17 protein-coding genes, 9 tRNA genes and 1 pseudogene are annotated in these 22303 nt (G+C 57.9%); 22 read left to right on the top strand and 5 right to left on the bottom strand.

What is annotated here, in order from left to right:
• The first annotated feature begins 18 nt into the window (after positions 1-18).
• The 17 genes from rluD to GQB03_RS15925 all read left to right on the top strand — a co-directional run bounded on the left by rluD (position 19) and on the right by GQB03_RS15925 (position 12763).
• On the top strand, positions 19-963 hold the full coding sequence (rluD, locus tag GQB03_RS16005; RefSeq protein WP_268817558.1) for a 23S rRNA pseudouridine(1911/1915/1917) synthase RluD: 945 nt from the start codon (positions 19-21) through the stop codon (positions 961-963).
• A complete protein-coding gene (gene pgeF, locus GQB03_RS16000; protein ID WP_159691549.1) occupies positions 960-1691 on the top strand; it encodes a peptidoglycan editing factor PgeF in 732 nt (243 codons plus the stop codon). Before rluD ends, pgeF begins: the two co-directional genes overlap by 4 nt.
• A gap of 446 nt (positions 1692-2137) precedes the next feature.
• Entirely contained in the window at positions 2138-3874 is a 1737-nt protein-coding gene (locus GQB03_RS15995) for a PHA/PHB synthase family protein (protein WP_159691547.1), read from the top strand.
• Positions 3875-3999: 125 nt separating this feature from the next.
• Positions 4000-4740, top strand: a complete 741-nt coding sequence (gene phbB / locus GQB03_RS15990; RefSeq protein WP_159691545.1) for a beta-ketoacyl-ACP reductase — start codon at positions 4000-4002, stop codon at positions 4738-4740.
• A 365-nt stretch (positions 4741-5105) separates the two neighbouring features.
• The gene (gene phbB, locus GQB03_RS15985) at positions 5106-5846 is read left to right on the top strand and encodes a beta-ketoacyl-ACP reductase (RefSeq protein ID WP_159691543.1); all 741 of its coding nucleotides are present in this window, start codon (positions 5106-5108) and stop codon (positions 5844-5846) included.
• A gap of 124 nt (positions 5847-5970) precedes the next feature.
• Complete coding sequence (phaR, locus tag GQB03_RS15980) at positions 5971-6585, top strand: polyhydroxyalkanoate synthesis repressor PhaR (protein WP_159691541.1); 615 nt, start codon at positions 5971-5973, stop codon at positions 6583-6585.
• A gap of 56 nt (positions 6586-6641) precedes the next feature.
• Positions 6642-7970 carry a 30S ribosomal protein S12 methylthiotransferase RimO gene (gene rimO / locus GQB03_RS15975; RefSeq protein ID WP_159691539.1) on the top strand — a complete coding sequence of 443 codons (1329 nt, stop codon included), beginning with the start codon at positions 6642-6644 and terminating at the stop codon, positions 7968-7970.
• A gap of 12 nt (positions 7971-7982) precedes the next feature.
• Complete coding sequence (rssA, locus tag GQB03_RS15970) at positions 7983-8891, top strand: patatin-like phospholipase RssA (RefSeq protein ID WP_159691537.1); 909 nt, start codon at positions 7983-7985, stop codon at positions 8889-8891.
• A 35-nt stretch (positions 8892-8926) separates the two neighbouring features.
• Positions 8927-10336 (top strand): FAD-binding oxidoreductase, encoded by a 1410-nt coding sequence (locus GQB03_RS15965; RefSeq protein WP_159691535.1) that lies wholly within the window; start codon positions 8927-8929, stop codon positions 10334-10336.
• 140 nt (positions 10337-10476) lie between these two features.
• Positions 10477-10552: transfer RNA gene (locus tag GQB03_RS15960), tRNA-Ala, on the top strand.
• Positions 10553-10565: 13 nt separating this feature from the next.
• Positions 10566-10641 (top strand) — tRNA-Glu (locus tag GQB03_RS15955).
• 59 nt (positions 10642-10700) lie between these two features.
• Positions 10701-10777, top strand: a tRNA-Asp gene (locus GQB03_RS15950).
• Positions 10778-10859: 82 nt separating this feature from the next.
• Positions 10860-10935 (top strand) — tRNA-Ala (locus tag GQB03_RS15945).
• A gap of 13 nt (positions 10936-10948) precedes the next feature.
• A tRNA-Glu gene (locus GQB03_RS15940) sits at positions 10949-11024 on the top strand.
• Between the two features lie 59 nt (positions 11025-11083).
• Positions 11084-11160: transfer RNA gene (locus GQB03_RS15935), tRNA-Asp, on the top strand.
• 471 nt (positions 11161-11631) lie between these two features.
• Positions 11632-11973: a transposase gene (locus GQB03_RS15930; protein ID WP_159691533.1), complete on the top strand. Its 342-nt coding sequence runs from the start codon at positions 11632-11634 to the stop codon at positions 11971-11973.
• Complete coding sequence (locus GQB03_RS15925; protein WP_200832252.1) at positions 11942-12763, top strand: IS3 family transposase; 822 nt, start codon at positions 11942-11944, stop codon at positions 12761-12763. The genes GQB03_RS15930 and GQB03_RS15925 overlap by 32 nt, the downstream gene beginning before the upstream one ends.
• 27 nt (positions 12764-12790) lie before the next feature.
• On the opposite strand, the pseudogene GQB03_RS23560 reads toward GQB03_RS15925, so the two are convergent.
• Positions 12791-12966 (bottom strand): annotated as a pseudogene (locus tag GQB03_RS23560) (transposase); the annotation flags it as partial.
• 479 nt (positions 12967-13445) lie between these two features.
• Between GQB03_RS23560 and GQB03_RS15920 the strand changes: the two are divergent.
• Positions 13446-13535, top strand: a tRNA-Ser gene (locus GQB03_RS15920).
• 6 nt (positions 13536-13541) lie between these two features.
• Here GQB03_RS15920 and GQB03_RS15915 read toward each other — a convergent pair.
• Positions 13542-13991: a 6-pyruvoyl trahydropterin synthase family protein gene (locus GQB03_RS15915; protein ID WP_159691529.1), complete on the bottom strand. Its 450-nt coding sequence runs from the start codon at positions 13989-13991 to the stop codon at positions 13542-13544.
• 69 nt (positions 13992-14060) lie between these two features.
• Here GQB03_RS15915 and GQB03_RS15910 point away from each other — a divergent pair, with 69 nt between their 5' ends.
• Positions 14061-14918 carry a radical SAM protein gene (locus GQB03_RS15910; RefSeq protein ID WP_159691527.1) on the top strand — a complete coding sequence of 286 codons (858 nt, stop codon included), beginning with the start codon at positions 14061-14063 and terminating at the stop codon, positions 14916-14918.
• A 21-nt stretch (positions 14919-14939) separates the two neighbouring features.
• Here GQB03_RS15910 and GQB03_RS15905 read toward each other — a convergent pair whose 3' ends face one another.
• Positions 14940-15245: a helix-turn-helix domain-containing protein gene (locus tag GQB03_RS15905; protein WP_159691525.1), complete on the bottom strand. Its 306-nt coding sequence runs from the start codon at positions 15243-15245 to the stop codon at positions 14940-14942.
• Positions 15246-15548: 303 nt separating this feature from the next.
• Between GQB03_RS15905 and GQB03_RS15900 the strand changes: the two genes are divergently transcribed.
• The 3 genes from GQB03_RS15900 (at position 15549) to GQB03_RS15890 (ending at position 17059) form a co-directional block, all read left to right on the top strand.
• Positions 15549-16799, top strand: coding sequence for an aspartate kinase (locus tag GQB03_RS15900; RefSeq protein ID WP_159691523.1), 1251 nt, complete (start codon positions 15549-15551; stop codon positions 16797-16799).
• Between the two features lie 27 nt (positions 16800-16826).
• A tRNA-Ser gene (locus tag GQB03_RS15895) sits at positions 16827-16920 on the top strand.
• Between the two features lie 62 nt (positions 16921-16982).
• Positions 16983-17059: transfer RNA gene (locus GQB03_RS15890), tRNA-Arg, on the top strand.
• A gap of 332 nt (positions 17060-17391) precedes the next feature.
• On the opposite strand, the gene cphA is transcribed toward GQB03_RS15890, so the two are convergent.
• Positions 17392-19962, bottom strand: a complete 2571-nt coding sequence (gene cphA / locus GQB03_RS15885; RefSeq protein WP_159691521.1) for a cyanophycin synthetase — start codon at positions 19960-19962, stop codon at positions 17392-17394.
• On the bottom strand, positions 19959-22151 hold the full coding sequence (locus GQB03_RS15880; RefSeq protein WP_159691519.1) for a cyanophycin synthetase: 2193 nt from the start codon (positions 22149-22151) through the stop codon (positions 19959-19961). The genes cphA and GQB03_RS15880 overlap by 4 nt, the downstream gene beginning before the upstream one ends.
• Positions 22152-22303: the final 152 nt, after the last annotated feature.

Genomic DNA, 22303 nt, shown 5'->3' with positions numbered 1-22303 from the left:
AACTCGTTGGAAGTTGATCTGGACGATTATAGCGCAGCCAACTTTCCGCCTTCCGTCCGGTATCTGAACGTACCGGCGGATTGTGCCGGTTTGCGCATTGATCAGGCGCTTGCACGATTGATGCCCGAGCACTCGCGCAACCGCCTGCAGAGCTGGTTGAGGGACGGACTGATATTGGTGGATGGCGGCGGCGCCGATCCAAAACGGAAGGTGTGGGGTGGCGAAGCGCTCTCCGTCAGCGAGCCGCGTGCCGGGGAACATTCGGAGGCACTTCCCGAGAACATCCCGATCGACATCGTTTTTGAGGATGACGCGCTGCTTGTGATCAACAAGGCTGTGGGTCTGGTGGTACACCCGGGGAGCGGAAACTGGACCGGAACCCTGTTGAATGCCTTGCTGCATCACGATGGCACGCTTGCGTCCGTGCCCAGGGCGGGGATCGTGCACCGCCTCGACAAGGATACGAGTGGCCTGCTTGTGGTTGCGCGCAGCCTTCAGGCGCAGACTGAGCTGGTCAGGCAGCTGCAGGCTCGAAGCGTAAAGCGCCATTACGTGGCACTGGTGCTTGGTGACCTCGCAGGGGCTGGAACGGTCAACGAGCCAATCGGCCGGCATCCGACCCAGCGTACGCGTATGGCCGTCGTACCGGCAGGCAAGCCCGCGGTCACGCATTTTGAGGTGCGGAAGCGGTTCGGGCATTCGACCTTGGTCGAGTGCAGGCTCGAGACAGGGCGGACCCATCAGATCCGGGTTCATATGGCGCACATCGGCCATCCGCTGGTCGGTGACGAAACCTATGGGCGAAGACGGGCCGCAGAGGCGCGTCTTTGCGCGTTTCCCCGTCAGGCGCTGCATGCCTACAGGTTGGGGTTTATGCATCCGGTAACGCGTCGGGAGTGTATGTGGGAAGTACCGATGGCGCACGATATGGACGATTTGCTTTGCGGATTGGAGGCGGCATGAGGGCAGGATGGATTACCCCGGACTGGCCCGCTCCACCTAACGTCAGAGCGTTGTCCACGACGCGTGACGGTGGCGTCAGCGAGGGTTCGTTCGGGTCGTTCAACCTCGGTGCGCACGTGGGCGACACACCTTCATCGGTAAAGCGGAACAGGGAGAGTCTTGCTGCATTGCTACCTGCAGAACCGCTCTGGTTGGAGCAGGTTCACGGCGTTGCGGTGGCGGAGTGCGGTCGGGATCTTGCGGGCATCAGGGCGGACGCGTCGGTTGCTCGGCAGCCTGGGCTGGTGTGCGCCGTCATGACTGCGGATTGTCTGCCTGTGCTCTTCAGCGACGAGAGCGGCTCCGTTGTTGCGGCCGCTCATGCCGGTTGGCGGGGGCTCGAGGCGGGCGTGCTGGAGGCCACGGTACGGTCGATGGGGGTACCCGCTTCTCGAGTCATGGCATGGTTGGGTCCGGCCATCGGCCCTGAGCATTTCGAGGTCGGACCCGAAGTGCGTGATGCTTTCCTGCGCCACGGAGGTGATGCAGCGCTTGCGTTCAAGTCGACGGCGAGGCCGGAAAAATGGCTTGCCGATCTTTACGTACTCGCACGGCTTCGCTTGAGAGCGAGCGGCGTTGAGCAAGTGTCGGGTGGGGGTCTGTGTACCTATTCCGAAGCGGAGCGCTTCTATTCATTTCGCCGTGACAAGACCACCGGGCGTATGGCAAGCGTCGTGTGGCTGGTGTGACGGGCGATGAGCGGGGGGATGCAGAGTGTTTCGACGACCTGCGATAGCGCTATCCGTGTTCCTGTATCCCGGTCGCGTCGACTTCGGAGGAGCCTGGCGGGTTAGCGGCGCCCTCTTGCTTTTGCTCTTCGAGTCTATCTCGGGCGAGGCGCGCCCGTTTGCGCGCTGGGTAGCCAAAAATCCATAGGAACAGCGCCAACGGCCCAATGCCCGAAAAAAGGAATGTCATTACGCCCCCAACGATCGACGTGTCGGCGATGGAAACCATCAAAGCGACGTAAAGCCAGGCTATCGCGATAATATACATGGCAAATTGAGCGTCCGGACGCTAGGCTGTATCGATTCTGAGCTGCCGGAAGGGCTGTGCGGGGAGTGTGTACGACCCGAACGGCATTAAGTTCGTGCATCATCAATGATCAGAATAACAGGATTATGGAGGCTGTCTGATGTCCACCCCCAACGACCCGTCCGGCGCGGGTCTCGAAGGAATTCTTCAGTTCGGACAATCCCTGGCGCAGAACTTCTTTCAGTTTCTGAGTCAGCAGAGCGCGGCTTCGGGACAAGGTGCTGCGATTCCCGAAGCCGTGATCTTGCCGGGCGCCGAGCGCCTCATGGAACTACAGCGCGACCTGGCTAGCCGCCACGCGTCGTTATGGTCCGGGTTGATGCAGAAGAAGCCTGGTGAAACGTCGCCTCCTCAGGTCGCGCCGCAACCCGGTGATAGACGCTTTGCTGCGCCTGAATGGGCTGAGAGTCCGGTATTCGATTATCTCAGGCAGGCCTATTTGCTCAATGCGGAGTACCTGAGCAGGGTTTCCGATTCCCTGCCGATCGAGGATGGTCGGACCAAGGAGCGGATCCAGTTTCTGACGCGGCAGTATGTTGACGCCATGGCGCCATCGAATTTCGCCGCGACGAATCCCGAGTTTCTGAAAACGGCAGTCGAGACCAAGGGTGAGAGCATTACCCGCGGTATCAAGAATCTTCTCGCAGACCTCGAAAAGGGGCGCATCTCGATGACTGATGATGCGGCTTTCGAGGTCGGACGCAATCTCGCCATCACGCCTGGCTCTGTGATCTATGAGAATCAACTGATTCAGCTGATTCAGTATTCGCCCTTGACCGAGAAAGTTCATCAGACGCCGTTGCTGATCGTCCCGCCGTGCATCAACAAGTTCTACATTATGGATCTGCAGCCGGCGAATTCGCTGGTGAGATTCATCGTTGAGCAGGGATTCACCGTATTCCTGGTCTCCTGGAAGAACGCTGGGCCGGAGGACGCCAGGACGGGTTGGGACGACTATCTACAACTCGGGCCCATTGCGGCACTCGAGGTTGTACGGGACGTTACCAGGGTCAAGAAACCCCATGTACTTGGATTCTGTGTCGGGGGCACGATCCTGTCCTCAGCGCTTGCCGTTTTGAAGGGTCGTGGTGAGGATCCGGTGTCAAGTCTGACCCTGATGACCACCCTTCTCGATTTCGCGGATCCGGGGGAACTCGGCTGCCTGATTGATGAGAACTCTGTCGCTGCCAAGGAGGCATCGATCGGCAAGGGTGGCCTGCTGAAAGGGCAGGAGCTCGCCAATGTCTTTTCGAGCCTGCGGGCGAACGACCTTATCTGGCAGTATGTGGTCGGCAATTATCTGAAGGGCAACAAACCTCAGGCGTTTGATCTGCTTTACTGGAATTCGGACAGTACTAACTTGCCGGGGCCCTTCCTCGCGTGGTATCTGCGGAACATGTATCTCGAGAACAATCTGCGGGTGCCGGGGAAACTCAAGATGCTGGGCGTCAAGGTTGATCTTGGCAAGGTGGACGTTCCCGCGTACCTGCTTGCCACGCGTGAGGATCACATCGTTCCGTGGACGAGCGCATACCTTGCGAGAGGATTGTTGGGTGGAGATACGACCTTCGTTCTCGGTGCCAGCGGGCATATCGCAGGTGCGATCAATCCGGCTTCCAAGAACCGTCGCAGTTACTGGGTAAGTGATTCGAATGCCGCTGCGCCGGATGAGTGGCTGGAGTCGGCATCCGAGCAGCCGGGTAGCTGGTGGAGCCATTGGATGACCTGGCTCAAGCCGAAAAGCGGCAAGGAGGTCAAAGCACGCGGTCGACTCGGAAGCCCCCGCAACGAGCCAATCGAACCGGCTCCTGGTCGATATGTCAAGGCAAAGGCCTGATATCTGATAGCCTTGCCGGATAAGCCGTTCTGGAAAAAACGGAAAATGCAGCGGTAGCGGACGAGCAGGGGGCGTTACCGGCTTCTGCAGTTACCCCCGATAGCGTAAAAGGGAGAGGAGAAAACATGGCTAGAGTGGCACTCGTAACGGGTGGTATGGGTGGTCTTGGCGAGGCGATTTGCATCAAACTTGCTGCCCTTGGGTATCGCGTCGTAACAACACATTCGCCCGGAAACACCAAGGCGCACGACTGGTTGCAGAGCATGAACAACATGGGGTACGGCTTTAAGGCCTATCCTTGCGATGTCGCCGATTTCGATTCATGCAAGGCCTGTGTCGAGAAGGTGACGGCTGAAGTGGGCCCAGTCGATGTCTTGGTGAACAATGCCGGCATTACCCGCGACATGACTTTCAAGAAGATGACGAAAGCTGACTGGGATGCGGTGGTTTCGACCAACCTCGACAGCGTCTTCAACATGACCAAACAGGTGATGGACGGGATGCTGGAGCGCAAGTGGGGGCGCGTGATCAACGTTTCCTCGGTCAATGGCCAGAAGGGGGCATTCGGGCAGACGAACTATTCGGCTGCGAAGGCCGGGATGCACGGATTTACGAAGGCGCTCGCGCTTGAGGTCGCGCGTAACGGCGTTACGGTCAACACCATTTCTCCGGGCTACATTGGCACCAAGATGGTCATGGCGATCCCTCAGGAGATTCTGGACTCGAAGATCTTGCCGCAGATCCCGGTCAGCCGACTCGGCAAACCGGAGGAAATCGCGGGTCTTGTTGCGTATCTCTCATCGGAAGAGGCCGCATTCGTGACCGGCGCAAACATCTCTATCAACGGTGGTCAGCACATGTTCTGATTCCGTCGCTCGGAGTCCTAAGGACAGGCAGCACGCCTGTCGCGGCGAACGCCGTTCGGTTTTTCCGGACGGCGTTTTCTTTTGGAGGTTTCCTGTGCGTGGTTCGACATGTAGGGGGGCGTCGCAACCAGGGCAGGTGAGCGTCGGGTGGTCATGGCTTCCGACCTTCAGGATTCGGTTGAACTTGTCAGACAGTGAGCTTTTTTGCAAAAAGAAGATGTTGCGTTGCAACAGAATTTGTTCGCTGTGTATATAATCAGACCCGAGGTGGCCTTGGCCGCCGCAGGCGTGAATCGCTGTGGGTCGTGTTTTGCGGTGCAGTGACCCGCAGTACCCAACAAACAATTGCCGCGCAAGGAAATATGATGACCAAGAAAGTCGCACTTGTGACCGGAGCCATGGGTGGTCTTGGCACCGCTATCTGTCAAGCTCTCGCCAAAGACGGAATGACGGTTCTGGCTAACTGCCTGCCGGGTTTTCCTGAAAAGGATCCGTGGCTCGCGAAACAGAAGGAGTTGGGGTTCGACTTCATCGCAGCCGAAGGTGATGTCTCCGACTACGATTCGTGTGCCGCCATGGTCGCGAAGATTGAAGCGGATGTCGGCCCGATCGACGTGCTCGTGAATAACGCAGGAATTACCCGCGACAAGTTCTTTCCGAAAATGGAAAAAGGGCAGTGGGATGCGGTGATCAACACCAATCTCAACAGTCTCTACAACGTCACTCACCACATTTCGCCGAAAATGGCCGAGCGCGGCTGGGGCCGTATCATCAACATTTCTTCGGTCAACGGTGTTAAGGGTCAAGCCGGGCAGACCAACTATTCGACCGCGAAGGCGGGGGTGCTCGGTTTCACGAAGGCGCTCGCTGCGGAACTCTCGAACAAGGGTGTCACCGTCAACGCGGTTGCGCCTGGGTATATCGGTACCGACATGGTCATGGCCATCCGTGAAGACATCCGTCAGGGCATTATCGATACCGTCCCCATGAAGCGCCTTGGAAAGCCCGAAGAAATCGGCGCTCTTTGTTCCTACCTTGCCTCGGAACTCGCCGGCTATGTGACTGGTGCGACCATTAATATCAATGGTGGTCTGCACATGTGCTGATTTTCTTGTGCAAAGCGAGAAAATGTTGTTAGAGCCCCGCCGCATGGCGGGGTTTTCCTTTTCGCATCGCGATATAATGCGGCAATACGAGAGCGGGGCCTCCGCCACCGAGGAGAATGAGTAAATGGCTGATCCACAGCGTCTGATCAAGAAATACCCGAATCGGCGGTTGTACGATACCCGGACGAGTTCGTACATCACTTTGGCTGATGTGAAGGAATTGGTGCTCGCAAACGAAGAGTTTCAGGTGGTCGACGCCAAGACCAGCGAGGATCTGACCCGCAGCATTCTCTTGCAGATCATTCTTGAAGAAGAAGCTGGTGGTGCCCCGATGTTTACCAGTGATCTGCTGGCGCACATGATTCGGTTCTATGGAAATGCCATGCAGGGAATGATGGGCAAATACCTTGAAAACAACATCAAGGCGTTCACCGACATGCAGCAGAAGCTCCAGGAGCAGGCCAAGTCAATATACGGTGAGAACAGCCCGATCAGTCAGGATTTGTGGGCTCAGTTCCTCAATTTCCAGGGGCCGGCGATGCAAAGCGTCATGGGTGCCTACATGGAGCAGAGCAAGAAAATGTTCACCCAGATGCAGGAGAAGATCGAGAGCCAGACCCGAAACCTGTTCTCCGGCTTCCAGTTCCCGAACTATGTGCCCGGCGAAGGCGCTCCAGCCTCCGACAAGGCCCCGGCAACGCCGGAAGCGGGTGGCAAGCCCGCGGGTGGAAAGAAGTAATCATCAGCCGCGCGTCGGCTTCTGCCGACAGCCTCGAACGATACATGGCTAACTGAATGAGATCCGTACCTCGCGTGGGATTTGTCTCCCTCGGCTGCCCAAAGGCCACAGTTGATTCCGAGCATATCCTTACCCGTCTCCGAAGCGAAGGGTACGAAATTTCAGGTGGCTATGACGATGCCGATCTGGTTGTCGTCAATACCTGTGGGTTTATTGATGCCGCCGTCGCGGAATCGCTGGATGCGATTGGCGAGGCGCTGAACGAAAATGGCAAGGTCATCGTTACGGGATGTCTAGGTGCGAAGGATGACGTCATCTTGGCGGCTCATCCGCAGGTTCTGGAAGTGACCGGACCCCATGCGACCGAGCAGGTCATGCATGCGGTGCATCGGCATTTACCCAAGCCTCACGATCCGTTCATCGATCTTGTTCCTCCACAAGGCATCCGGCTTACGCCGCAGCACTATGCGTATCTGAAGATTTCTGAAGGCTGCAATCATCGGTGCTCCTTCTGCATTATTCCGTCGATGCGCGGCGATCTTGTCAGTCGGCCGATCGGCGAGGTGATGAGGGAAGCCGAGAAGCTCGTCGATTCAGGGGTCAGAGAGCTGTTGGTGATTTCTCAGGACACCAGCGCATACGGCGTCGATACACGTTATCGGACAGGATTCTGGGGCGGACGCCCGCTCAAGACAAAGCTCTATGATCTTTGCAGCGCGCTCGGCGAACTTGGCGTGTGGGTACGTTTGCACTATGTGTATCCATATCCAAGTGTCGATGACATCATCCCGCTGATGGCCGAAGGCAAGATCCTGCCCTATCTCGATGTGCCGTTTCAACATGCCAGTCCGCGCATCCTCAAGCTGATGAAGCGTCCGGCAAGCTCCGAAAACAACCTCGAGCGTATCCGTCGATGGCGCGAGATCTGCCCCGACCTGACCATCAGATCGACCTTCATCACAGGCTTTCCGGGCGAAACCGACGAGGACTTCGAGATGTTGTTGCAGTTCCTCGAGGAGGCCCAAGTCGACCGGGTTGGGGCGTTTGCGTATTCGCCGGTCGAGGGGGCATCGGCGAATGAACTGCCCGGCGCACTTCCTGACGAAGTTCGGGAAGAGCGGCGGATCCAGCTGATGGAGTTTCAGGAGGACATCAGCACCCAACGGCTCGAGCGTTTCATCGGCCGGGAGATGACCGTGCTGGTGGATGATATCGACGAAGATGGCGCGCTTGCCAGATCTCCAGCGGACGCTCCGGAGATCGATGGGCTGGTAATGATCCCGCAGGGCGACGCACTCGAGGTCGGTGATTTCGTCAAGGTCCGCATTACGGATTGCGACGTCCACGATCTCTATGCCGAGCCAATTGAAGCAATGCGTCAATAGATTCGCGTTGTGATGAATCCTCTTGGTGCGCGTCCCCGTATCGGTCTGGCCTTGGGGAGTGGTTCCGCGCGGGGCTGGGCACACCTCGGTGTTATTGAGGCGCTGGCTCGCGAAAGCGTAAAGCCGGATATCATCTGCGGTTGCTCGATTGGTGCTTTTGTCGGCGCTGCAGCTGCCGCAGGTGACCTTGAAAGGCTAAAGAGCTGGGTGGGCTCCCTCAAGTGGAACAATGTTGTTTCGTTGATGGATATCAGCCTGCGCAGCGGCCTGATTCGAGGCGACCGACTGATGGAGTTCTTCGAGCGGAATTTTGCCGATCGCGAGTTTTCGGCGCTCGATACGCCCTTCGCCTGCGTTGCGACAGACCTGCGCAATGGGCGAGAGGTGTGGCTGCGCGAGGGAAGTGTGTCTGCGGCAGTGCGCGCTTCGATAGCCTTGCCCGGCCTGCTCACGCCGGTCGTGCATGAGGGGCGCCTGCTGGTCGACGGCGGCCTCGTAAATCCTGTCCCTGTTTCGCTGTGTCGGGCAATGGGCGCGGATATCGTGATCGCGGTGGATTTGGGCTCCGATCTTGTCGGTAAGACGCGCAAGCCCGCAAAGGCCGATGAGGCGGAGACAGACGAGCCAGGATGGGCGGAAAGGTTCTTCAGCCGCCTCGGTATCGGCGGACGGGAGCTCGAGCCGGTCGCGCCTGATAATGATCTGCCCTCGCTGCTCAACGTGATGTCGACCAGTATCAATATCATGCAGGTGCGGATGGCGCGAAGCCGCCTTGCCGGTGAGCCGGCGGACGTGCTGATTACACCACGTCTCGGTCAGCTCGGGCCGCTGGATTATCATCGTGGTGCGGAGGCGATTGCCGAAGGTGAGGTTGCAGTGGAGCATTCCATGCACACGATTCGCTACGCCCTCGAGCTCTGAAACTGCTCCGGGGGCCGCCCCTTAAGGAGACAAGAATGGCGGACCCTTTTCTTGCATGCCTCGCCGAGCTGATTGGCGAATCGAATGTTCTCGTCGAGGCTGCTGATATGGCGCCCTATCTTACGGACTGGCGCGGTCGGTATTCCGGGCGGGCCCGTGCCGTGGCGCGGCCGGGCTCAGCCCGGCAACTCGCGGAGATCATGGCTCGCTGCTATGCAGCGGGTATCCCAATGGTGCCGCAGGGGGGCAATACCGGCTTGTGTGGTGGCGCTACGCCACGGGATGGCGGTGACGAACTGGTAATAAGTCTTGGGCGATTGAACCGGATTCGCGAATTGGACCCGGCCAACAACACACTGATTGCCGAAGCGGGCTGCACGCTTGCTGCCGTTCAGGAGGCCGCCGCGAGTATCGATCGCCTTTTTCCTTTATCGCTCGCCTCCGAAGGCAGTTGCCAGATCGGTGGCAATCTTTCGACGAACGCGGGCGGTGTGCATGTGCTCCGCTACGGGAATGCACGTGATCTCGTGTTGGGCGTCGAGGCCGTCCTGCCCGACGGCCGTCTTTGGAACGGCTTGCGTGGCTTGCGCAAGAACAATACAGGTTACGATCTCAAACAGCTTTTGATCGGTGCCGAAGGCACATTGGGCATCATCACCGCGGCGGTTCTGAAGCTGTTTCCACGGCCTCGCGCTCTTTGTGTGGCGTGGGTCGAACTCGATTCTCCTGCGCTGGCGGTAGACCTTCTTGGATTCATGCAGTCCCGGACGGGCAATGCGCTCAACAGCTTCGAACTGATCGGACGCGAGGCGCTTGATCTGGTACTGCGCCACTTGCCTGGCGCTCGCTCCCCCGTGGCGGAGCGGGGCAGGTGGGCTGTCCTGATCGAACTCGCGGATGGTGGTGACGAGGAGCGTCTGCGGGAAGTCATGGACGATGCGCTAAGCGGAGCGTTCGACCAAGGGTTGATCACCGATGCGGTCATTGCCAGCAGCCTTGCTCAGTCGCGAGCTCTTTGGCATCTACGCGAAAACATTTCCGAGGCCCAGCGTCTTGAGGGGGTCAGCATAAAGCACGATGTGTCTGTCCCGGTGAGTCTGATTCCCGCATTTCTTGAATCAGCGGGAAAAGCGCTCTGCGAGGCGTTTCCCGGAATTCGCGTTGTTGCATTCGGCCACCTCGGCGACGGAAACCTACATTACAACCTTTCGAAGCCTGATTCGGGCTCCAATGCGCACTTCATCGACTCGACCCCGACTGTGAACCGGATCGTCCATGATCTGGTGGTGAGCTTTGGTGGATCCATTTCCGCAGAGCATGGATTAGGACAACTCAAGAGAACCGAGATTTTGCGCTACCGTGATCCAGAGGAGACTGCAATGATGGTCGCGATCAAGCAACTCTTCGATCCACGCGGGCTCATGAATCCTGGAAAGGTAATTTGATTGTGGGTGCCTTGTTTGATCCGCGCGCCCCGGACGTTTTTCTGGTCGGAAGCCCCGTTCTTTTGCACAAGTGATTCGGTTGCAATTCGGTATTTACAGCTCCGGCAAGCCGACCTATAATTCGGCCTCTTTCGCGGTGCGGGGGTATAGCTCAGCTGGGAGAGCGCTTGCATGGCATGCAAGAGGTCAGCGGTTCGATCCCGCTTACCTCCACCAAAGAAAGAAATAGGTCCCCATCGTCTAGAGGCCTAGGACACCGCCCTTTCACGGCGATAACCGGGGTTCGAATCCCCGTGGGGACGCCAGCTTTGAGAGCCGGCAACGGCAGTAGCTTCGGGCAAAAATCCGGAGTTGGGTTTAGCGCGGAGTGGTAGTTCAGTTGGTTAGAATACCGGCCTGTCACGCCGGGGGTCGCGGGTTCGAGTCCCGTCCACTCCGCCAGTTTCATGTGGTTTCAGTGATGTTGGTATTGCAGAAAGTGCTTGCGTAACCAGATTCGTTTGCTATACTGCCGCCTCTGTTTGGGGGTATAGCTCAGCTGGGAGAGCGCTTGCATGGCATGCAAGAGGTCAGCGGTTCGATCCCGCTTACCTCCACCAAAGAAAGAAATAGGTCCCCATCGTCTAGAGGCCTAGGACACCGCCCTTTCACGGCGATAACCGGGGTTCGAATCCCCGTGGGGACGCCAGCTTTGAGAGCCGGCAACGGCAGTAGCTTCGGGCAAAAATCCGGAGTTGGGTTTAGCGCGGAGTGGTAGTTCAGTTGGTTAGAATACCGGCCTGTCACGCCGGGGGTCGCGGGTTCGAGTCCCGTCCACTCCGCCAAAAACAAAGAAAAAAGCCCTGCATTATGCGGGGCTTTTTTCTTTGCGCATTCCGACTTGTAGTACTTGACGTGCGTATCTTTCAGGTTCTGAAACACGGATTTGATTCGATGGTCGCAGGCCGATAGGCCCTGCTATGTCGTATCGGTGAGTGGGTCATGATCGTTGCCTATGGCGTAAAGATCGCCCGGAACATCCGAGCTCCGCGATAGGTGGATATGAAGAGTCCGTAGGCAGTTCCGATGGCAGGGTGTGCTAAGGGCCGTTAAGCGATACGGATGTGGATCGCTAGCTGCCAAAGCTAATCGATGAGACGCGCTTGGCGACATCCGTACGGTCAGTCGTCTTTGGTCGGGTGCTTTAGGAATGTCTGCACTAGCTCGTCCACCTCGGCGCACAGGTGTGGCACTTGGCTCTTCTGTATTGACCCAGTAAAAACCTGCTCAGGTGTTAGCCTTGAAAGGAAGGACACATGGGTACGGAAATGGAAGACGAAATCAAGCGTTGGACGGCCAGGCGCAAGAGCGCATTGGTGATGGAGCTCCTGCAAGGGAAGAGGACGTTAGCGGAGGCGAGTCGTTCGTACGACCTTCCCCCATCAGAGATCGAGACCTGGATCGACGAGGCGAAGGGAGGTATGGAGAACGCGCTGCGAACCAACCCGCTGGACATCCGGGAGCATTACGAGAAGCAGATCAAGCAGCTCCAGGAAGCCTATGGGGAAGCGATGCTGGAGCTGCGTGCCCGAAAAAAATTGCGTCCCTGCTGGGCGAGGACGAGAAGTGATCGAGACGATCCGCCAAGGACTGCATGAAGAAGGTGTTGTCGTCTCGATCAGTCAGCTGTGCCGGTGGTTTGAAGTGCCCCGTCGCACCTTTTACTACCAGTCGGTGAAGGCCTCGCCGAAGGTGCAGGCTCGCTTTGCCGAACCGATCAAGGCGATAATCGAGGACAACCCGTCCTTCGGCTATCGGACCGTGGCCCACCTGCTCGGTTTCAACAAGAACACCGTGCAGCGGGTGTTTCAGCTGCGTGGCTGGCAGGTCAGGAAGCGTCCGGTTGGGTTTCGGCCACGGATTGCAGCACGGCGTTCGCGAGCCTCTGAGCCCAACGAACGCTGGGCGACGGATCTGTGCCGTGTTTGGGCGGGCCGTGACGGCTGGGCCACGCTGGCGCTGGTAATCGACTGCTTCAGCCGGGAGCTGCTGGGGTGGCACGTCTCACGCAGTGGCAAGTCCCGCACTGCCGAGGCGGCGCTGGAGCAGGCCTTGATCGCCCGTTTCGGCACGCTGGGGCGTGTGAAGGAAGCGTTCCTGCTGCGCTCTGATAACGGTCTGGTCTTCACGAGCTGCAGCTACACGGCGCTGGTCAAAAGCTACGGTCTGAAGCAGGAATTCATCACCCCGTACACCCCGCAGCAAAACGGCCTGGTGGAGCGGATGATCCGTACGTTGAAGGAACAGTGTATCCACCGTCACCGCTTTGAAACTTTGCAACACGCCAGTCGTGTCATTGGCGACTGGATCCAGTTTTACAACCACCAGCGGCCGCATCAGGCCCTGGATATGAAAACGCCCGCTCAGGCATTTACATTAGTGGCGTGACCTGTGCAGGATTTGCTGGGCCAATATAACTTGGCTCTTCGAGATCCCGCTCAAGCCCGCTGCCTGCATCGGATCATCGACTGAGGAGGTGGAGATGCCTGCACGTAGGCTTTCTGAATCACCGTCGTTCGTTTCGCCTGGACCGCCCGGCGAGGCTCCAGAAAGGGCGGGAAGCAGCTGTCAGTGTGTAGCTTTGGGACTCGCGGTGCCGCGTCGGTTTTCGACATAGAGCTCCATTAGCCGCCGGGTAGTGGGGCCCACCATGTCGTCAATGATATCGTCGAGCCTTCTCAGGCAGCTTGGAAAGCTGTCTCCTGTTCTTTGGTCATCGGGGGCTTCCTCATGGACAGCCTTAAGCGTCGCGACTCTCACCGCACCGAAGTTCTCCGACGACCTACCAACTTCGCGCCCACCGTCTGTAGGCACTGCAGGGGCCACGCGGCGAACATCTCACGTCCTTATGCTACTTCTCGACACACCCTCGAGTTCTTTTTGCGCTGCTGTGGGCGACCGACTGGGCGGCATCAGCGAGCAGTGCACTCACTCAACCTTGGCGCTGTTTTCAAACGAATGAGGTTGTCCTCCGTCCGAGGCGCAAAGAATTTTCCGTTGCAGATCATGATTTCCGGACGGTGCTATACTCCGCGACTCGCTCCGGTGATCGAATTGAATGATGTGCGCCGGATAGGTGGCAGAGCGGTTGAATGCACCGGTCTTGAAAACCGGCGATCCTTCGCGGGATCCGTGGGTTCGAATCCCACCCTATCCGCCAATTCAATCAAATCCGCTCGCACAAGGCGTCCGCCCAGCAATTCGGAGTTTCATAGAGGCGAATGCGCTCCAGCCTTAGCTTGTTGTCGTAATTGTTCCGGTAAAGCGGATCGAGAATTCGGAACGCTGTCATTGCAAGATTTTCAGCTGTTGGGACAACATCAAGCAATACGGTTTTGTGGCCGGGTATCATCGAAAGCATTTCTACCACTATTGCATCGTGACGATATGCAAGGAATGCGTGATCCCAAGCCTCGACGAGATGACGATTGGCGATCGATTTGATGTCGCCAAAATCCATGACCATACCGTTTACCGCGGAACCGGCACGTTCGATGATGGTTCCTGTAAGCGTTATTTCGAGTGCGTATCGGTGGCCATGTAGATGGCGGCACTGGCTGCCATGATCGGGAATGCGGTGACCGGCATCGAATTCCAGTCTTCTGGTGATGTTCATGATGTCCAAGTGCTTGATTAAGCGGGCGAAGAGTATAGCATCGAGCCAGTATTGGACTGAGGTACTGTGATGAATTCAGTGGCGACAGGTGTTCTGAGCTTTTCGGATCACGACCGGACGGTCGTCGGTATGCGCTATGTATACCCCGTGGTGTCGCGCCGGGCCGGCGGCGTGTCGATCGGAATCAACCTGAACCCTAACAATGCGTGCAATTGGCAGTGCATGTACTGTCAAGTGCCGGGGCTGATCCGGGGGCGCGCGCCTTCATTGGATCTGGCGTTGTTACGCCACGAATTGACGAGTTTCATGGATCAGGCATTGGCCGGCGACTTCATGCAGAAGCGTGTCCCTGAAGAACTCCGCCGTATTTGTGATATTGCGTTTTCGGGCAATGGCGAACCCACGAGCTCCCACTCATTTGCAGATGCGGTGAAGCTGGTGGGTGAAATACGGGACGACTACGGCCTGACGTCATATACGCCGATTCGCCTGATCACGAACGGGAGCCTGATGGGCCGCACCAGCGTCCAAAGCGGGGTGAGTGCGCTAGGGGCACTTGGCGGTGAGGTTTGGTTCAAGGTTGATGCAGGTCGTCGCGAGGATTTTCTCGATATCAATGGGGTGGTGCTCGATCCGAGCCAGGTCGTAAACAATCTGCGAACGAGTTCCGAACTTTGTCCTACCTGGGTTCAGACCTGCCTTTTTTCGCGCGATGGCAGCCCGCCGGATGAAAACATGATTTCAGCCTATCTCACCCTGCTTGAGGAAGTCGGTACCGATCGCCTCAAGGGGGTATTGCTTTATGGTGTTGCCCGGCCGTCGATGCAGCCTACAGCGTCCCGGATCGTTGCGCTGGATCCGGATCGTCTTGAGTTCTACGCAGAAATGATAAGAAAAAAGGGACTGACCGTAGAGGTCAGTCCCTGATGAAGTGTGCCCGCCGCGCGATTACTTTGCGCTGCGGTCCTTCTTCTTTGAAGCACGCGCTTCCTTCTTGAGCGTCTTGAAAAGCTCGGGATTGCTCGCACGCAGATACTCAGTGACTTCCAGATCTTCCTTCTTGATCTTGCCGATGTCGATCTGTTCAACGTGCACCAGACGTAGTAAAGCCTGCACAGGGCGGGGAATGTTACGACCACTCTCGTAACGGGATCCGCCACTCTGAGTCACGCCGATTTTCGACCAAAATTGCGATTGATTCAGCCCCAGCTTCCGACGAATCTCGCGGACATCCACATCATCGCTTGATTTCATAGTGTTTTCTCCGGTTGGACTACCCTAGCAGGCTATGAGACATGCTTAGGGTTTGCTTGGTTCCTACGACTTTGGTCATAGGATGAATGGAGTATAGGGGACTATTCTTTAGACATACAAGACGAATTTCACGGGTGAGACCAACCGCAAAGCATCGCGTTGAATTTCTGAGCTACTACGTTTTTAGCATGGGCAATCCCAAAGCCGCCGGGTGAAAGTTGTCGTAGAGCCGGTCGCCCCGACGAGATGAGTCCAAGGAGCTTTCGGTACAATCGAAAACCTTGGGCAATCGTGGTCGGAGTAATGGCACTCATCGTTCAGAAGTATGGCGGTACTTCGGTTGGTGACCCGGAGCGGATCAAGAAGGTGGCGTCGCGCGTCGCACGTTTCCGGGCTGAGGGGCACAGGGTTGTGGTCGTGGTGTCCGCCATGAGTGGTGAGACCAATCGCTTGATCGCCCTTGCAAGTCAGATCTCTTCCAAGCCGAGCCCACGCGAGCTCGATGTCGTGCTGGCGACTGGAGAGCAAGTAACAATCGGCCTGCTATGCATGGCGATGAACGAGCTTGGAGTCAAAGCAAAAAGCTATACAGGCAGTCAGGTCAGGATTCTTACCGATAGCGCTCATACCAAAGCACGTATCCTGAGTATCGACGAGACGCCGATTCGTACCGACTTGCAAGAAGGCAGTGTGGTCGTTGTGGCAGGGTTTCAGGGCGTCGATGAGCTTGGCAACATCACTACATTAGGCCGGGGAGGGTCGGACACGACGGGCGTCGCGCTCGCCGCTGCCCTCGGGGCTGATGAGTGTCAGATATATACGGATGTCGAAGGCGTCTATACCACAGACCCGCGAATCGTTTCGGAGGCCCGCAAACTCGATACGATCACGTTCGAGGAAATGCTGGAGATGGCGAGCTTGGGGTCCAAGGTGCTTCAGATCCGGTCGGTCGAATTTGCAGGAAAATACAAGGTCAAGTTACGCGTACTGTCTAGCTTCCTTGAGGAGGGTGAGGGGACGCTGATCACTGTCGAGGAGTCCGGGGGCATGGAACAACCGATCATCTCTGGTATCGCATTCAATCGCGATGAGGCGAAACTCACAGTGCTTGGGGTGCCTGACAGACCCGGCATTGCATATCAGATCCTGGGCCCGATCGCGGAAGCAAACATTGATGTGGACATGATCATCCAGAATGTAGGCAGGGACGGCAGTACCGATTTTTCGTTTACGATCGGTCGCGCTGATTACGAGCGCGCGATGGAAGCGCTTGCAGGCGTGAAAGAGCATATTGGAGCCCGATCGATTGCAGGCGACACATCAATGGCAAAGGTGTCAATCGTGGGCGTTGGTATGCGCTCTCACCCAGGTGTTGCATCCAGGATGTTTCGGACTCTGGCGGAGGAGGGTATCAACATCCAGATGATTTCGACCTCTGAGATCAAGATTTCGGTCGTTGTCGACGAGAAATATCTTGAACTTGCCGTTCGCGTTCTGCATAAGGCATTTGAACTCGAAAATCCTGCTACGCGAGGTTTGACCGGAGCCGGATAAACCATTATTATCCGGCCTCCGTTGTACGGAGAGATGGCCGAGAGGTCGAAGGCACTCCCCTGCTAAGGGAGCATACGGGCTAAAACTCGTATCGAGGGTTCGAATCCCTCTCTCTCCGCCAAAGTTTGATGTTGTAAGTGTTTACAGAAGGCAAAAAGTGGGTATAATTCTTGCTTTCAAAACGCGCTCGTAGCTCAGTTGGATAGAGTACCTGGCTACGAACCAGGGGGTCGTGGGTTCGAATCCTGCCGAGCGCGCCAAGATAAAAAAAACGCCACCTTTTAAAGGTGGCGTTTTTTTTATCTTGGCGCATTCTTGCCGGGCCCATATCTGGTCGTTGACCGGGGCGACCCAGCCATTACGAGAATGGGGCCACCTCTTCTCACGTGCAAAGCGTCGACAAACTGTGTCAGTGCGCGGATTTTCCGACAATCGTCGTTTTTCGGGAAGCTTCCACACGGAGATGGTCGGATCCCGTGACTTTTTCCGGTGCGCTTAAGATCACGCGGACCCATTCGAGCGATGGACCCGCGTCCGTAGGCTGTGCCCTCGACAGCCATTGTCGATTGTCGGTGACAGAAGGACGGAGTTCTCAGCCTTCCGCTATCCGCCGAGCCAGGTGCGCGAGCGCTTCTTCCACCTGATCGACCAGAATCAGGCAAAGATCCCCTGGGCGAAGACGCTCCAAGGAAAGGTCTGTCGCGGCGAATTCGCCCCGGATTTCGTCGATCAGGGTTGTCCTTGTTGCACCGTTCAGCCCTTCACGCAACAGAGCCAGAACTTCCCCGTCCGCACGGCCGCGCTGGCACTGATCCTGGTAGAGGATCACTTCGTCGAAAGCCTTGCCCAGGATCCGGGTCTGATCACGAATGTCTTCGTCACGACGGTCTCCCGCGCCGCTGATGACCACGATGCGTCTACTTGCGTCCATCGCTTCAACCGCAGACACGAGCGCCTTGATCGCATCAGGATTGTGGCCGTAATCGGCGATGATGGTGGCGCCGCGGTAGGTGAATGTATTGAAGCGGCCCGGCGCCGTTGCCACATCGCAGTCGAATTCCTTCAGCGTCCTGCGAATGATTTCTGGAGCGAGTCTAAGTGACCACGCCGCAGCGACCGATGCAAGCGCATTCTCGACCTGAAAGCCGATCTTCCCTCCACCGGTGAAACCTAGCTCGGAAAGCTCAATACGGAATGATTCGTCTTTGGCTATTGCAACGATATCTCCACTTTCGACGATTACTGCCCGCCCCCCACGGAGCAGGTGCGTGGCAACGGCGGGATTGTCACGCGAGCGGGCAAACAGGATCACGCTACCGGACGAAGCCGCCGCCATCGCTGCAACCATTGGGTCGTCGGCGTTCAGCACGGCATCGCCATCCGGCGCGACATTCTGAACGATTACACGCTTCAGCACCGCGAGGTCTTCGACGGTAGTGATGTAGTTCAGTCCGAGGTGGTCACCGGAGCCGATATTGGTGACGACCGCAACCTGGCATCGATCAAAGGCAAGCCCCTCTCGGAGGAGGCCGCCCCGGGCAGTCTCGAAGACGGCGGCATCCACCTCCGGATGCATCAGAACGTTTCGCGCGCTGCGCGGCCCGCTGCAGTCGCCGGTATCGATTCGTCGTCCTTCTATATAGACGCCGTCCGTATTGGTCATTCCCACGCGCGCTCCGCTTGTTGTAAGCATTGCACTGATGAGTCGGACTGTCGTTGTCTTGCCGTTGGTGCCTGTTACCGCAACGACCGGGATGCGGCCGTCTTCGTTCGTTTCGAACATCGAGCCGATAATTGCTTCGCCAACCGCGCGGCCCTTTCCAAAGGAGGGCTGAAGGTGCATCCGTAGCCCGGGCGCAGCGTTGACTTCAACGATGCCGCCTCCCTGGCTCTCGAGTGGCTTGAGAACCGTCTCACAGACGACGTCGACGCCGCAGATGTCGAGGCCGATCATGCGTGCAGCATCAATTGCCCGGTCGGCGAGTTCGGGGTGGACTTCTTCAGTCACGTCGGTGGCAGTCCCGCCGGTACTTAGATTCGCGTTGTTTCTCAACACAACCCGGGCACCCTTCGGAGGAACGGACTCCTTGGTGAAGCCTTGGACAGCGAGACGGGCTACGGCAATGTCGTCGAGCCTGACACGAGTCAGGGACGTGGCGTGACCGGATCCTCGTCGGGGATCGGAATTTACCTGATCCACCAACTGGACGATCGTCTTCTCGCCATCTCCTATAACGTGCGGAGGGTCGCGCCGGGCGGCGGCGATCATTCTGTCGCCAACGACCAGCAGGCGAAAGTCGTGGCCGGGAATGAAGCGCTCGACCATCACTTCGTCACGGAATTCCGCTGCGGCAGCGTATGCGATTTCAAGATGCTCGCGGCTTTCGATGTTGACCGTGACGCCTTTGCCCTGGTTGCCATCACGAGGTTTGACGACGATGGGCAGGCCGATTTCGCAGGCAGCAGCCCAGGCATCAGCCGCGTCGCTGACGGGGCGGCCTTCGGGCACCGGTACGCCCGCCGCCGCCAGGAGTTTCTTGGTGAGTTCCTTGTCTTGCGCAATCGATTCCGCAATCGCGCTGCTCCGATCGGTCTCCGCCGCCTGGATTCGTCTTTGGCGGCTGCCCCATCCGAGCTGCACCAGGCTGCCATCGGTCAGTCTGCGAAAAGGAATGTTTCTGGCGACAGCCGCTTCGACGATTGACCCGGTGCTAGGTCCGAGACGCACATCTTCGTCAAGCTCACGCAACTGCTCGATCGCGGTGTCGAGTACGAACGGCAGCTCCCCGTCTGCCGCCTCGCATAGTTTTGCCGCGAGGGAGAATGCGAGTCTTCCGACGGTTTCTTCTGTGTATTCGACGACTACCTGAAAAACATTCTGTTCGACCGTTTGGGTGCTGCGGGAGAACGTTACCGGGCAACCCGCTTGTATCTGCAGATTGAGGGCGGCGTAGCGCAGCGCGTCGGCCATCGACGTCGTACCTTCGTGGCCGATCGAACGAAGCGCTCCAATCGCTGGAAAGCGCGCTCTCAAGCGGGCTTCGAAACCCGGCATGTCGGCAAGCGAGAGTTCGCGGTCTTCACATTCCAGCAATGCCTCGATTGCTGTACGCCGAGTCCAGATGTTCGGGCCGCGTAGTGCGCGAATCCGGGTTATCTTCATTTTTGTAGATCCTGTCGGCGCCGAGCACGCACCGATTTCGATGCAATCGCATGTTTGGGGAGGCCTTCGATACCGGCCTTAATCAAAGGTAGCGTCACGCCGCTACCCCAGGCCGCGGCGACGGCGGCAGCCTGCCAAAGGCTTGCCGGACCGCTCATGCCAAGTGCGATCTCGATCGGTGGGTTGGCGGCATCAAGTATCTGCAGCGTACCTGCATCGGCGACAACGGCCCGGCCGCCTTCCGCGAGATGGGCGGCAATCACCGTCGAGCCGATCGTTTCTCCAAACAGGATTACATCGCCATCGGAAAGTGACGCCATGCCCGCGATGTCGGGATTGTCTGCGTTGAGCACTGCAAATCCATCTGGCAAGACAACGTCCACCTGGGTCCGCAGAACGTTGAACAGCTGCGCAGTATCGGAGACGTGAAACGCCGAGAACTGCTCCGGATCGTGCAGATCCGTGACGATCCCGATGTGGCAGCGATCATAGGCAAGTCCGTCATTGAGGATCGACGTGGGGCCGTTTTCAATTACCGCAGCCTCGACCCGCGGGTTCATCAGCATCTGGCGTCCTGATGAGTGCCGGTCATGGTTACCACGCGCGACGGTCCTTTTGCCCAGATAGGTACCGTCGGCGCAGGCAAGACCAACCAAGCGATCATCGAGCCCAAGCAGGTATGCGAGCAGATGCGCAACGTCCCTGCCTCCGCGGGTGCCACTGATACCGATGACCGGAATGCGGCCATCGCTCGGAGCCGGCAGCAGGTGTTCGACAATTTTTTCGCCGACGGGGCGCGGGGCCCCGATGGCTGGCTTGAGATGCATCAGCAAGCCCGGCCCTGCATTGACTTCGACGATCGCTCCTCCCTGGCTCGTGAGCGGCCGCGAGATATCCTGGGCCACAAGGTCCACGCCGGCGATATCCAGGCCGATGACGCGAGCAGCAAGTATTACGGCGGCGGCCACGTCGGGATGGACTTCATCGGTGACATCCACGGCCATGTTTCCGGTTCGCTGAATCAAGACCTCACGGCCCGAATCCGGCACCGAATTCCCGTCGAGCCCTTGTCGCTGGAGTTCCATGAGGACTACTGGATTGTTCTCCAAGCGAATCTCGTCGAGCGGGAACTCTTCTTCCGCACCCCGACGAGGATCGCTGTTGAGCTGCATGTCTATCAGTTGCGAGACGCTTGAACTGCCGTCGCCGCGGACCGAGACCAGCTCGCCACGAATCGCGGCAACCATCTCGCCACCCACCACGAGGAGGCGGTGTTCGCTGCCTGGGATGAATCGTTCGACAAGCACCTCGCTACCTTCGCTGTCCGCGAGCTGCCAAGCGGCTTCGATTTCGCTGCGAATCGAGAGGTTGAGGCTGACGCCACGGGCATGATTGCCATCCACGGGTTTGACCACGACCGGCAGACCGATATCCTCCGCAATTTCCCATGCGTTCTCAGGACTCCCCGCGATTTCGCCACGCGGAACCGGGACTCCCACTGATTCAAGCAGATTCTTGGTCAGTGTCTTGTCGCGCGAAATTCCCTCCGCGATAGCGCTGGTGCGGTCCGTCTCAGCAGTCCAGACACGACGCAGGTTGGCGCCGTAACCAAGCTGAACGAGGTTGCCTTCGCTAAGGCGAATCACCGGTACTCGCCGGGCGCTCGCTGCATCGATGATCGAAGCCGTGCTAGGTCCAAGATGATGTCGGTCCAGAATTTCGCGCAGCTCCGCGACAGCCTTTGCGACGTCGAAATTCCGATCATCGGCGGCGGCAAGGAACAACTCACGTGCCAAGGTGAGTGCGCGGCGCCCTACGCGTTCATTGCGGGCACGGAACGCGACCTTGTAGATTCCGCGTACGCCGGTTTCACGCGCTTTACCAAACCCTGCCTGAAGACCTGACATGTTCTGCAGCTCAATCGCGAGATGCTCGATTATGTGCCCTGCCCAGGTGCCCTCGCGCAAACGCTTCAGAAAGCCGCCCGGTTCGCCTATTCCGCAGCGATGCTCGACCAGGCCGGGAAGCCATGTGGTGATTCGCTCGTAAAGGCCGGGCAGAGCGTTGGAGGGAAGATCTTCAAACTGTCCGATATCGACCCATGCTTCGATGACCGGGCGGTAGGTCCAGATGTTGGGCCCGTCAAGATACCGAGCCCTGAGTATTTCTATGTCTCGCTCTTTATTCATGTTTTCCGGCAGGAGGCAGGTGCACGTTCAGGCGGAACACCGATGGATCGGGTAGCACCAGAGTCCCCGAATTCCAACGCCGACGCCACGTTACGCAAAACAAACCTTCAGACCTGTATCTGCGTGTAAGTGTTGTTTGTATTCCACAGCCC

It is taken from the genome of Cognatazoarcus halotolerans (genome assembly GCF_009800965.1).
In the GTDB taxonomy this organism is placed as follows: Bacteria; Pseudomonadota; Gammaproteobacteria; order Burkholderiales; family Rhodocyclaceae; genus Cognatazoarcus; species Cognatazoarcus halotolerans.
The sequence above is the reverse complement of the archived record's forward strand: the minus strand, read 5'-3'. Positions and strand labels throughout refer to the sequence as shown.

Bases quoted from the DNA above. Each gene is read 5' to 3' on its own strand.
- GQB03_RS15915 (WP_159691529.1), bottom strand. From the start codon at position 13,991: ATGAACATCACCAGAAGACTGGAATTCGATGCCGGTCACCGCATTCCC.
- GQB03_RS15965 (WP_159691535.1), top strand. From the start codon at position 8,927: ATGGCGGACCCTTTTCTTGCATGCCTCGCCGAGCTGATTGGCGAATCG.
- phaR (WP_159691541.1), top strand. From the start codon at position 5,971: ATGGCTGATCCACAGCGTCTGATCAAGAAATACCCGAATCGGCGGTTG.
- rimO (WP_159691539.1), top strand. From the start codon at position 6,642: ATGAGATCCGTACCTCGCGTGGGATTTGTCTCCCTCGGCTGCCCAAAG.
- phbB (WP_159691545.1), top strand. From the start codon at position 4,000: ATGGCTAGAGTGGCACTCGTAACGGGTGGTATGGGTGGTCTTGGCGAG.
- phbB (WP_159691543.1), top strand. From the start codon at position 5,106: ATGACCAAGAAAGTCGCACTTGTGACCGGAGCCATGGGTGGTCTTGGC.
- GQB03_RS15930 (WP_159691533.1), top strand. From the start codon at position 11,632: ATGGGTACGGAAATGGAAGACGAAATCAAGCGTTGGACGGCCAGGCGC.
- GQB03_RS15880 (WP_159691519.1), bottom strand. From the start codon at position 22,151: ATGAATAAAGAGCGAGACATAGAAATACTCAGGGCTCGGTATCTTGAC.
- GQB03_RS15910 (WP_159691527.1), top strand. From the start codon at position 14,061: ATGAATTCAGTGGCGACAGGTGTTCTGAGCTTTTCGGATCACGACCGG.
- pgeF (WP_159691549.1), top strand. From the start codon at position 960: ATGAGGGCAGGATGGATTACCCCGGACTGGCCCGCTCCACCTAACGTC.
- cphA (WP_159691521.1), bottom strand. From the start codon at position 19,962: ATGAAGATAACCCGGATTCGCGCACTACGCGGCCCGAACATCTGGACT.
- rssA (WP_159691537.1), top strand. From the start codon at position 7,983: ATGAATCCTCTTGGTGCGCGTCCCCGTATCGGTCTGGCCTTGGGGAGT.
- GQB03_RS15905 (WP_159691525.1), bottom strand. From the start codon at position 15,245: ATGAAATCAAGCGATGATGTGGATGTCCGCGAGATTCGTCGGAAGCTG.
- GQB03_RS15900 (WP_159691523.1), top strand. From the start codon at position 15,549: ATGGCACTCATCGTTCAGAAGTATGGCGGTACTTCGGTTGGTGACCCG.
- GQB03_RS15995 (WP_159691547.1), top strand. From the start codon at position 2,138: ATGTCCACCCCCAACGACCCGTCCGGCGCGGGTCTCGAAGGAATTCTT.